The organism is Fontibacillus panacisegetis (genome assembly GCF_900102215.1).
Lineage (GTDB): Bacteria > Bacillota > Bacilli > Paenibacillales > Paenibacillaceae > Fontibacillus > Fontibacillus panacisegetis.
The window spans coordinates 1-12,338 of the sequence record NZ_FNBG01000056.1 but is presented as its reverse complement, the minus strand read 5'-3'; the positions used below and the strand labels follow the sequence as shown (position 1 = coordinate 12,338).

At 45.3% G+C, this 12,338-nt stretch carries 8 protein-coding genes; 4 read left to right on the top strand and 4 right to left on the bottom strand.

Translation table 11 applies throughout. The features are described 5' to 3' along the window. Positions 1-684: 684 nt before the first annotated feature. Together fni and cls are read right to left on the bottom strand one after the other, a co-directional pair. Positions 685-1,710, bottom strand: coding sequence for a type 2 isopentenyl-diphosphate Delta-isomerase (fni, locus tag BLS49_RS23780; RefSeq protein ID WP_281243757.1), 1,026 nt, complete (start codon positions 1,708-1,710; stop codon positions 685-687). Between the two features lie 74 nt (positions 1,711-1,784). Then, positions 1,785-3,293: a cardiolipin synthase gene (cls, locus tag BLS49_RS23775; protein ID WP_091236510.1), complete on the bottom strand. Its 1,509-nt coding sequence runs from the start codon at positions 3,291-3,293 to the stop codon at positions 1,785-1,787. Positions 3,294-3,484: 191 nt separating this feature from the next. Here cls and BLS49_RS23770 point away from each other — a divergent pair, with 191 nt between their 5' ends. Together BLS49_RS23770 and BLS49_RS23765 are read left to right on the top strand one after the other, a co-directional pair. After that, entirely contained in the window at positions 3,485-4,390 is a 906-nt protein-coding gene (locus BLS49_RS23770) for a TetR/AcrR family transcriptional regulator (RefSeq protein ID WP_091236509.1), read from the top strand. Positions 4,391-4,455: 65 nt separating this feature from the next. Then, entirely contained in the window at positions 4,456-7,662 is a 3,207-nt protein-coding gene (locus BLS49_RS23765) for an efflux RND transporter permease subunit (RefSeq protein WP_091236507.1), read from the top strand. 121 nt (positions 7,663-7,783) lie between these two features. Here BLS49_RS23765 and BLS49_RS23760 read toward each other — a convergent pair whose 3' ends face one another. Continuing rightward, positions 7,784-8,491: a TorD/DmsD family molecular chaperone gene (locus tag BLS49_RS23760; RefSeq protein ID WP_091236505.1), complete on the bottom strand. Its 708-nt coding sequence runs from the start codon at positions 8,489-8,491 to the stop codon at positions 7,784-7,786. A gap of 227 nt (positions 8,492-8,718) precedes the next feature. Next, the gene (mobA, locus tag BLS49_RS23755; RefSeq protein ID WP_091236502.1) at positions 8,719-9,369 is read right to left on the bottom strand and encodes a molybdenum cofactor guanylyltransferase; all 651 of its coding nucleotides are present in this window, start codon (positions 9,367-9,369) and stop codon (positions 8,719-8,721) included. A 124-nt stretch (positions 9,370-9,493) separates the two neighbouring features. Between mobA and BLS49_RS23750 the strand changes: the two genes are divergently transcribed. Both BLS49_RS23750 and BLS49_RS23745 read left to right on the top strand, forming a co-directional pair. Continuing rightward, entirely contained in the window at positions 9,494-10,711 is a 1,218-nt protein-coding gene (locus tag BLS49_RS23750) for an MFS transporter (RefSeq protein ID WP_091236500.1), read from the top strand. Between the two features lie 248 nt (positions 10,712-10,959). Continuing rightward, complete coding sequence (locus tag BLS49_RS23745) at positions 10,960-11,937, top strand: LacI family DNA-binding transcriptional regulator (protein ID WP_091236498.1); 978 nt, start codon at positions 10,960-10,962, stop codon at positions 11,935-11,937. The last annotated feature ends 401 nt before the right edge of the window (positions 11,938-12,338 follow it).

Genomic DNA, 12,338 nt, shown 5'->3' with positions numbered 1-12,338 from the left:
TACTGAGATACTGAGATACTGAGATACTGAGATACTGAGATACTGAGATACTGAGATACTGAGATACTGAGATACTGAGATACTGAGATACTGAGGATACTGAGGTTGCGTAGTTACTTGGTTATGGAGTTATGAGTTACGGGTTATGCGTTACAGATTACGGGATCGCAGTAGTACATGGTCATAAGTTACGGCGAGTTACGGCGAGTTCCAGACAAAAACCTGCAAATGTACAGTTTTTCTGTACAAAAGTGGCGACTTAATCAAAAATCCTGCAAATATGCAGGATTTTTCAGCATTTTGGGCTTCAAACCGAGGGTCAGGTGGTAAATACCTGCATTTTTGCAGGAATATTGCTTGACGCAACTAACAGGAAACAAAAAGTTGCACAATTGCAGGTATTCCGTTCTAACATCTCACAGGTCCTCTACAATAACAGAAGTTTCATTTAGAACGCTCAAGTTACTCAACAACCACAGAAGTTCATCCGACTACGCTCAAGTTTTTCAGAGCACACACATTTTCCTCCGAAAATACACAAGTTCCTCCACAAACGCACAAGTCTTCTACTACTCACTCTTAAGACGCTGCCGAGATCATCAGTCTGACCACAGTCAAGCAGTCTGTGGCACTCCGCAGGGCGCTCCGCTGCCAATCCGTGTGCTCACGTGCTTGGCACACTGCCTATTCACGCCGCACTAACCGCGGCGTGTTCCGTAGCTCCGGCAGCGAGCCGACGCCGATGCCGAACATGGCGGTGCGCAGCTCCAGCTCGACGCGCTCCAGCAGCGCATCGAGCTGCTCCTCCGAATGCACCGCCGGAGCCAACAGCGCCCGGCCGAACCCGGCCAGATCTGCGCCAAGCGCGAGCGCCTTGGCAGCATCCACGCCGGTGTTCAGGCCACCGCTGCCAATGAGGGCGGCGTCTGATACTGCCGCCCTTACTTCGCGGATGCATTCGGCGGTCGGAATACCCCAATCCGCGAATGCTTCCGCTGCTGCGCGGCGCACCACGTCCGTGCTGCGGAACTTCTCGACCTGGCTCCAGGACGTTCCTCCTGCGCCAGCCACATCGATAAAAGCCACACCGACTTCCCGCAACCGCTTGGCCGTTACTCCATCGATTCCCCATCCTACTTCCTTTACTCCAACAGGAAGCGGCAATTCCCGGCATACCTTCTCAATTTGATGAAGCAGGTCATAAAAGACTGTATTGCCCTCCGGTTGAAATACCTCCTGCAGACTGTTCAAATGCAGCACCAGCATGTCCGCATCAACAATGTCTACAGCCCGTTTGCAATCATCAACGCCAAAGCCATAATTTAGCTGCACCGCGCCCAAGTTGGCGATAATCGGAATGCTCGGTGCTTTGCGCCGCACCGCAAACGTATCAGCCAGCTCCTCACGCTCAACAGCAGCTCGCACCGATCCAACTCCCATCGCCCAGCCACGCCGCTCAGCCGCCTCTGCAAGACGATCATTGATCCGTCCAGCAAGCTCGCTTCCTCCGGTCATGGAGCTGATCAACAACGGCGTTCTAAGAGATGCCCCCAGAAATGTAGTCTTCAAGCTAATCTCATCAAAATTAAGTTCAGGAAGCGCATTATGACGGAACACATATTTTGCAAACCCCGTAGAAACCCCTTCTCCGTTGACCTGTTCCTCCATGCAGAGTCGAATGTGTTCTGTCTTCCGTTCTGATGTACTCACTTAGCATCATTCCTCCTTCACTCCAAAAGACCCTCTGTTATAATCTGCACGCATGCATACCACAGCAATTCAACCTATAGCAGCGGCGACAGTAACCTTGCTGCCGATTCCATAAAGCGAACAAAAATTTTCTTGTTCATAAATGTTTCCTTATCGATCATCTTCGCAAAGAGCAAATCACGCTCGAACTCCTTAACCAGCGTAGCTATACTATCCGTTTGTACAAGCAGTGCATTTACTTCAAAATTCAAATGAAAGCTTCGCATATCCATATTAGCCGTTCCTATCGTAGCAACCTCACCGTCGACTATGAGCAGCTTGGAGTGCAAAAAACCTTTTTCATACTCGAAAATTTTCACCCCAACCTCCAATAATGAAGGGAAATATGAATGCGAAGCAAAAAACGGCAATCTTTTATCCGGCTTAGCGGGAAATAAAATTCGCACGTCTATCCCCGACATTGCTGCAACACGTAACGCCGTCAGAATGTCCTCATCCGGTATAAAATATGGGGTCGCAAGCCACACTGATTTTTTAGCTGAGGTAATCATGGCAAAAAATATGTTTTTCAGCGTGCTTCTCTCATTATCCGGGCCGCTCGGTACGATTTGCACAGCCCCCTTACAGCCTTCAGCAAGTTCTGGTGATAAATACTCCGGCGACATTATTTTTTCCCCGGTAACATACTGCCAGTCCTGCAAAAAGATCAACTGCAGCGAACGAACGGCCTCGCCTGTGATCAGCATATGAGTGTCTCGCCAAAATCCGTACGTTGTGCTCCGGCTTAAATACTCGTCACCAACATTCAGACCACCAATAAAACCGATTTTGCCATCGATTACGACAATTTTACGGTGATTACGATAATTCACACGGCTCGACAGCGCCAAAAACTTAACTTCCCCATATATTCCTACGTGAACACCAGCTTCACGCATCTCATTAATAAAGAACTTTGGCAAGCCAAGACTTCCTACGGCATCAAACATAAAACGAACATCAACACCTGCGCGCGCCTTCTCGATCAGCGTCTTTTGAATCTCACGTCCGATATCATCAGCCCGATAGATGTAATATTCCATGTGTATGTGATGCTCCGCTTTCTTCAGTTCCTTAAGCAGCGTAGAGAAAGTCTCTTCACCATTCGTTAAAATACGGGTCTTTGTAGCCATAGAAAACGGAGTACGAGCAATACGCTGCGACATTTGCAGCAAACGCTGCTGTCCAGGAGTAAACTTGGACAGATCGCGGGGAAGCATTTTGCCGCTATGATCGATTCGTTCATAGCTTTTACGGTCTTCCTCGGCCTTTTTGTCAAATTTACGCCGTTTGAAGTAGTTCTGACCCAGCAGAAAATAAAGAATTAGCCCCACTACCGGAAGTACAGCCAGAACCAGAATCCAGGCGACTGTGCTGGAGGGGTTTCGATTCTCCATAAAAATTGCCAGACCAATCGTGATAACTGTCAGGGTTTGAAATATACTGACCAGCGTACCTCCAAAACTACCGAATACGCCGAATCCGAAATAATAAAATGCAATTAATATTGCAACAATTAATATAATCTGCAGCCCACGTCTCATCACTATGCTCCTCTACACAGATTCTCATTACTATATTTTACATGAAGCTTGGCAATCTTCACAGCAGATTGTATGTGCGACACCCATTTGTGTGTTTCTTGTATTGCCCATTCATTTGTAATATAATTTTTTCTGACTCACAAGTCATTATTAGTACCGACCGGTCAGAAAGGGAAGGAGGGTAATATCGATTGTCTAGCAAATCAGGCGACAAGAAGAAACAGATTCTTAAAATTACTATGCAGCTATTCGCAACCAAAGGATCTTCGGCTACATCCATGCAGGAAATCGCTGAATTATGCGGGATGTCCAAAGGCAGCCTGTACTTGCATTTCAAATCAAAGGAAGAGCTCGAGCACAATCTGTACGATTATTGTTTTCAATTGCTTCACGACCAATTAATGCAAGTAGAAAGCCAGTCGGATTTAAGCCCTCATGATAAGTTGATCCGGCAAGTAGAAGCTTTGCTGGAACTGGTATTTGAATTTCGGGAATTTTTACTTATGCAGCTAAGAGACTGGTTAAAAAGTGGCAATATATACAAAAAACCTGAAATTGTCAGGACCAATAACTCCAAGCTTCTCCAATTTTGTGAGAAAACGATTGTAGCAACCTATGGTGAAGGGGTGTTGCCATACCTAGCGGATCTGATCACTATTATTCACGGGATGCTTGGTACATTTATTCATCTCTTATTTATCCCACAACTCAACATCACGACGCATCGGATGGCCAGTTATTTGGTCAGGATGCTGGATGTGATTATCGACAACTTAATGCTTACCCGACCTGATCCACTCATTTCTAGAGAAGTCATGCACCAATTGGTGGGCTTAGACGGTTGCCTGATTCAGCCAGAGCGCCATCCCTTACTTGCTGTTAAAGAGCTAAAGGGCTTGATTCCCGACCTTGTTATCATTCCCGAAATACGAGATGAAGGAATGGAATCCATACAAATCCTGGAGCAGGAAATGATTGAGCTTCATCCACGCCGCGCCATATTAATTGGAATGCTGGCTAATTTAAAAAGCATTCCCGAGCTTGAAGTTCAGGTTGCCGAACTAGATGATTTAATACAGCCTTACTTGCAACGATAAAAAAAGCTTTTAAGTGCTATTTGCTTTATAAAGCGGAAAATAAAGAGAGGAGCAGAAACCTACTTATGAAAGGAATTATTCAATTTTCACTGCGCAATAAATTTGCCGTTTGGTTACTGACGATCATTGTCACTGTTGTAGGTTTATACAGTGGACTGACGATGAAACAGGAATCCATTCCTAATATCAATGTCCCTTATTTGAGCATCACAGCCGTTTATCCTGGGGCTGCACCTGAAGCTGTTGTTCAGGAAGTCACCAAACCGCTTGAGCAACGACTCCATAACGTGAACCACGTCAAAACAATAACGTCTACCTCTATGGAAAACGCTGCTTCGTTGTTTATCGAATTTGATTACGAGACCAATCTGGATAATGCTACAGCAGAGGTACGTGAAGCACTCAATGACGTCACACTGCCTGATGATGCGCAAAAGCCTAAAATTGCCCGCTTTAGCATCAATTCCATGCCAGTCATCTCTCTGAGCTTATCTGACAATAAAGGCGGCGATCTGGAATCACTGACCCGTATTACAGAGAATGACATCAAAGCCGCACTGGAAGATGTAGATGGTGTAGCTTCCGTACAAATTGCCGGACAATACGTCAAGGAAGTTCAGCTTAAATTTGATCAGGCAAAGCTTCAACAGTTTGGTCTTAGTGAAGATACTGTGAAGAGCCTTGTTCAAGCTTCAGCAGTTCACGCTCCTTTAGGTCTGTTCGAAATGGAGCAATCACAAAAAGCAGTCGTCGTCGACGGCAACATTACGACCATTGACGATCTTAAAAACCTGGCCATTCCTGTTGTTCCATCCAGATCATCCTCCGGCGCGCCTGCCGGCAGCAGTGCAATGGGTACAACAGCAACCGGCACAGCGACTAGTGCAGGAGCTCCAAATGCGTCAGCTGGTTCTGACAGCGCCAAGGCTCCTACGGCTGGAGCAGGGAGCATAAACCTCTCTATCCCTACCGTTAAGCTGAGCGACATTGCCTCTATTGAAGTTAGCGGAGAAGCTGAGTCCTTGTCACGTACCAATGGCATGGAATCTATTGGCATTCAAATTATTAAATCTAATGACGCCAACACTGTCGATGTAGTCAATCAGGTAAAAGATGAAGTCGATAAATTGAAAGAACAATACAGTAACGTTGATTTCACAGTCCTACTTGATCAGGGCAAACCGATTACCGATTCCGTTAATACGATGTTGTCCAAAGCACTATTTGGTGCTTTATTCGCTGTACTTATTATTCTGTTGTTCTTACGAAACATAAGATCCACCATCATTTCAATTATTTCCATCCCTCTTTCACTGCTCATTGCTATCGTGGCTCTGAAGCAGATGGACATAACACTGAACATGATGACACTTGGCGCTATGACGGTCGCTATCGGCCGGGTGGTCGATGACTCCATCGTCGTAATCGAGAATATTTACCGCCGGATGTCGCTCACTAACGAGAAATTAAAAGGCAGCAAGCTCATTATAGAAGCAACCCGCGAAATGTTCGTTCCGATCTTGTCTTCCACCATTGTAACGATTGCTGTATTCCTACCGCTTGCTTTTGTTAGCGGAATGGTTGGCGAGCTGTTCAAACCATTTGCTCTGACGATGGTATTCTCCTTGCTCGCTTCACTACTCGTAGCAATCACTCTGGTGCCTGCTCTGGCGCACACACTGTTCCGTAAGGGGCTAACCAAGACACACGACCACGACGAAAATCCAAAGGGTATTGCTCGCGCTTATCAACGCGCTCTGAAGTGGTCATTGTCCCATAAGCTTGTTACGTTCGGCTTGGCTGTTGTACTGCTGATCGGAAGTCTTTTCTTGTATCCGTTCATAGGTGTCAGCTTCTTGCCGGATCAAGAGGATAAATATGTCATGGTCACTTATTCTCCTACTCCTGGCGACAGACTTGAAGATGTTAAAGACAAAATGCTTAAAGCAGAACAATTTATTCTCGATCAGCCTGATGTAGACAGAATGCAATATTCCGTTGGGGGAACCAACCCTCTTGGCATCGGTTCTTCCAACTCGGCACTGTTCTATATTCAATACAGCGAAGACACTAAGAAGTTCAACAATGTCAAAGAAAACCTGATAAAAGATTTAAAACAAGAAGTTCCAGAGGGTGAATGGAGCGATATGAGCGATATGATGATGGGCGGTATGGGAGGAAGCAACCTCAGCGTACACGTCTACGGTGACGATCTGGATAGCATTAAGCCAGTCTCCGATCAAATTCTGAATTTGGTAGAAGAAGATACAGCAAACTTTGAAAAGCCGGATACAAGTATCTCAGACGCTTATGAACAGTACACGCTAGTTGCCGATCAACAGAAGCTCAGCTCTCTTGGTCTCACTGCAGGTCAGGTTGCAATGAAGCTAAGCCCGGTATATCAGCGTCCTGTACTAACGGAGGTCGAAGTTGACGGTAAGAACTATAACGTATATATCGAAACCGACAAAACAACTTATCCAAGCATTAAAGATATCGAAAATGAAACTATAACTTCTCCTCTCGGTATGGATATACCTATCAAAGAAATCGCTAAAGTTGAAAAGGGCAGCTCGCCTGACTCTATTATGCGTATCGATGGCAAAATGGTCGTTGAGGTTAGTGCTAAAATTGTCTCAACCGATGTACAAAAAGCATCCAGCAGCCTGCAAGATAAAATCGACTCGCTCGACATGCCTGATGGTGTAACTGTACAATTCGGAGGTGTAACTGAGCAAATCAACGATACGTTCGGTCAGCTTGGACTCGCTATGGCTGCGGCTGTTGCGATCGTATACTTTGTACTGGTTGTTACCTTCGGCGGTGGACTGGCGCCATTCACAATTCTGTTCTCTCTGCCATTCATCGTCATCGGTGCGATGGTCGGTCTCCTAATCGGCGGGGAAACTCTGAACGTATCCGCTTTGATGGGCGTTCTGATGCTGATTGGTATCGTAGTTACCAACGCAATTGTGCTTATTGATCGTGTAATTCACAAGGAACGCGAAGGTCTCTCTACACGTGAAGCCCTTCTTGAAGCTGGTGCTACCCGTGTTCGTCCGATTCTGATGACTGCACTGGCTACGATTGGCGCTCTGCTACCGCTCGTTCTTGGATGGGAGCATAGTGCAGGTATCATTTCTAGAGGCCTTGGTATTACTGTAATCGGCGGATTGATCAGCTCCACGCTGCTGACACTCGTCATTGTGCCGGTTGTATACGAGTTCCTGATGAAATTCCGCAAACGCAAGCCAGCTAATGAAATTGACTAAGCTTAAATAAAGTAAAGTTAAAATAGCTCCAGTCCACAAATCCCCTTAGCTCAGGGAAACGACATCGTCGTATGTGGACTGGAGCTTGAATTTATTGTTCTATCCAATTAAGATAATGCTCTTACTTCTGAGATTCTCTCCATGCACATAATTGTTGGTAATCGTAGGTCAAAAACTCGCTTAACAGTCCAGACAATCCCTTATACAATGGACTCTTTGTTGCTGAAGCCAAATCTTGAGAGAACCGGGGAACCCATTTTAGCAAATGAGACTCCATAAACCGAATCTGAAGGTCTCCAATTTCAAGGCATCTGTCCCGAAACGCTTCCTTGGCGTTCATCTCTCCAGCCAGCACCGCCATGAATTCAAGCTCCATCGCGAGATGATCATCACGTTCACCGGTAAGCTTGTTAAATACGACCCCAGCTTCTAAGTACATATTTCTTATGCCCGTAAGACACATAAATTCAACAAGGCTATCTTCGTTCATCGCTGCACTGTTTCCGCTAACCAGATAGGCGCTTTCATAAGATTTCATTACAGCGTCATCACCCATAAACAGCGTCTTATATTCCTCTGCTTCTTCGCGGCACACTTTACGGAAGTCTCCTGCAGGAATGCTCTCCAAGTAGTTTTTTAAGGTTTTGCCTGCATTGCTATGTGGAATGGTGTTCTTCTGCTCAACACGTCTACACCATTGTGCGATCAGGGACATTCTTGGCTGGCGACTTAAAAAGTCCATCAGCAATTGATATACCCAACCTCTAAGCTCCATCCATTGTGATTGTTCTTTGGAAATAACGACAGGTTCCTTAAACAGTACAGTCATTTCAGTCATCTCCCCAGTAATATGAAGTCGTATCCATGTGCAACTTCGTTATAAAGCCGTATGCCTATATAAAATCCGAAAAAAGAGATGATCTCCTTAAATATCGTGTCGGAAATCACCTCTAGACATATACCGACACATGATTAAGGGGGTCATGTATCTTATGGTTTTATTATATCGCAAAATGAAAGCGCTTTAACCTGACTTTTTGACAAAACAGTAACATTTTAGACCTCAGAATTAAATATCCTTTTTGCATATAAATAATCATCCGGCTTGTTCATATTGAATTGCAGAAGTTCGGGTGGAAGCCCTGTCGATGCACATAATATTTTCTCATCAACATACTCCGCCTGCAGACTCTCTACCCATTTTGTCATCTTCAAGTTACCGTTGATCAGCTCCTGGGACAGACCGGGCAGCACACTACGACGATACGCTCCCAACAACGGGTGAAGCCTTCCCCCAACACTAGCAACGATTGCCTCTGTTCTTTTTTTGTCTGTCTCACCTTTCTTATCTAACCCCTGATCTGATTCCGCGTTGGCCGTTGATTCCACTATCTGCCGGAATACTCTCTGGTCTGCAAAAGGCATATCACATGCTACAACAAGACTCCATAGGGTAGAACAGGCGGTCAAGCCAGCGTGCAATCCTGACAGAGGCCCCTTTTCCGGGAAAACATCATGAACGACCTCTACACCAAGATGCCCATATGTATCATTATTCCCACCTGCGATCACAATATGACCAACTACCTGCTCTAATTGTCCAATCAAACGCTCTATGACAGGAACTCCAGCGAGTGGCAGCATAGCTTTATTCCGCCCCATGCGGCTCGAACGGCCACCGGCCAATATAATAGCTGATATTTCCATGAACAGCGCCTCCTAATAGTCATAAATATTGGGGAAATAGAAAAAGATGGTTTGTATCCCTTTTCATCTATATGTTACATTGAGAACGTAGTCTTTTTTTTCATTAGGATTCAAGCAGAAAGGAATGGCGATTTTGCGAGATAACACAAATCATTCGTCCGCTTCTTTATTACCCTTGGGGCTGCTGAATTTCTTCATCTATGGCACGATGGTCATATTTGCAGCTTTTTTTCAATTATATTTAAAAGACATCGGTATGGACAAGTTTGAGATCGGCAGCTTAATGGCGGTTGGCCCTCTCGTCTCTCTGTTAGCGCATCCATTCTGGAGGCGGCTCAGTGACCGGGGACAAAACCTTCGCTTCATTCTGCTTATCATGATGACTGGTGTACTGCTCATGGGACATCTAGTGTTTAAAGTAGATACTTTTCACATGCTGTACTTATCGATGATATTGTTGTTCTTTTTTCAAAGTCCTCTGTTATCTCAAAACAACAGTCTTATTCTTGGATATATTGAGAATACAGATCAAAAATTCGGTACATATCGTTTATGGGGCTCGTTTGGCTGGACCTTGGTAGCATTAACCGCTGGACCTATTATTGACTCTATCGGTCAACACGGGATTTCATTACTCTTCAGCATTATGCTGATGCTCGGGATCGGATCAGCCTTACTGCTTCCGCCAATTCAACTAACAACGAATACCCCTGCGATCAGATTTACGGACATTGTCCGAACACTCCAGAACAAAACATTTATTGCCTTTGTTATCTTTGGTGTTCTTGTATCGATCCCTAACTCTATTAATGGTATATTTATGCCGTTATTTATTAGTGATCTTGGCGGTTCACGGTTCCAGGTGGGCGGCGCGGTGTTCTTATCAACGATTTTTGAGGTACTGGCCTTTGTTTTGCTGGAACGATATCTAAAGCAAAAAATGACTTATCTAATGGGCTGTCTCACGCTCGTCAGTCTGCTATTTGCACTGCGCTGGGAACTCATGTCGGAGGCTTCTACACCGCTTCAAATCATTTTCATTCAAGTGCTCCACGCTGTTACCTTTGGTGGATTTTTCTACGTAGGCACCAAGCTGACTGCCCTTATTCTACCGAGACCCTTCCGGTCATCCGGACAAGCGGTCTATACCTTTGCACTAAGTGGAGTATCAGGGATTATTGCCGGATTTCTCGGGGGATGGATTTTCCAAAGCTTTGGACCAGTCCTCCTGTACAAAATGGGCGGATCTCTCACCTTGCTCGGGGCTGCAGGGTTTGGAATCATGTGGTACCATATATATAAGCACGAAAATTCATCAATCGAGCATCATACAGAGCCATGATCCATTCATTTTATTTCTAATATAAAGTCCGGTTTCTGCGATGCAGCCGGGCTTTTTTTAAAGACACAAAAAAGGAAAGCATCCCTCGGACAGTTACGCCCCGAACAGATCTTATCTGCGCAGGTCACGCCTCTATTTGGAGGTATGCTCTCCAACAACTTTATTGTAAGTTGTGAAATGCATTTCAGAACAAGTACTAATTTAACACTAATATCATTATGCAGTAATTCGAGAAGGAGGATCTCGCCGTGGCCAATATCAAACAAATCGCAGAAGCGGCCGGCGTGTCCGTCGCTACAGTATCACGTGTATTGAACCATCATCCTTATGTTAGCGAGAGCAAAAGACGGGCAGTGGAAGAGGCCATTGAGCGCTTGCAATACTCACGCAATATGAATGCAGTCCATTTGATCAAAGGCATTACTCAAACAATCGGAGTCGTCCTGCCACAAATCAACCACCCTTATTTCTCCCAAATGATCGAGGGTATTGCCCATAGAGCATTAGAATGCAATTATCAGCTCATGCTCTGTCAGACAAATTATAATCTGGATGAGGAATTAAAAGTGCTGAATATGCTTCGGAACAAGCAGATCGATGGACTTATTGTATGTTCCCGCTCCATTTCACTGAATCAAATGGAAGCCTATACTCCATATGGGCCAATTGTTCTCTGTGAAACTCTGCACAATAGTACTCTATCCTCCGTATATCTTGATCATTACACCAGCTTTCAAAAGGCTATCCATTATCTGTGGGATAAAGGCTACCATGATATCGGGTTTACTCTTTATCGGCATAATAGCTCCAACAGCCTTAGACGGAAGCAAGCCTATACAGACACGCTGCACGCGCTTGGCGGACAACCCCGAAAGGAGTGGATTCTGATGAATCAAATCGGAATCGGCGGTGGCGCTAACCTGGCCAAGTGGTTTCTTCAGATGAACGAAAAACCAAGCGCATTGCTCATTACCGGCGATGACCTAGCTGCGGGCTTTCTTATCGCCGCTCATCAGAATGGCCTTCGCGTACCAGAGGACATCGCGATCATCGGCTTTGACAACCAGCCAATTGCCGATGTGCTTAACATTACGACCATCGACACCAGACTTCAGGAAATCGGCTCACGCGCCTTCGACATCGCTTACCAGCAAATCAACGGCGAACATGAAGGCCCTGTCACAGAAGAACTGAGCTTCCGCCTGATCGAGCGCGGTACGGTGTAGAGAGTTTACGTACAGATATAGCACAAAAAAGAGGCTGTCCCTCAACGTTATCCAAGATAACTTTTTGAGGGACGCTTCTTGTTTAGCAGTGTAAAGGCAAGATATCAGGAAAAGGATGCAAAAATACAGTTTTTTTAAAGTAGCCATGAAAGGATGAACAAAAGCCTGCAAAAATGCAGGAATATGGTTCAGAATAGACTAGTTTGAAGAGAATCCTTAGAGAATGCCTGCACATTTGCAGTAATTTAGGGCATTTAGAGGCTTTACATGATCAAAGCCTGCACAATTGCAGGAATTTCAGGAATTCCGCATCATGCACTATTACACATGAGATACGGTCATAGAATGTGTGGCAGGATCAAGCGGCGCAGGGATCATCTTCCTTGCACCCTACTTTTGGG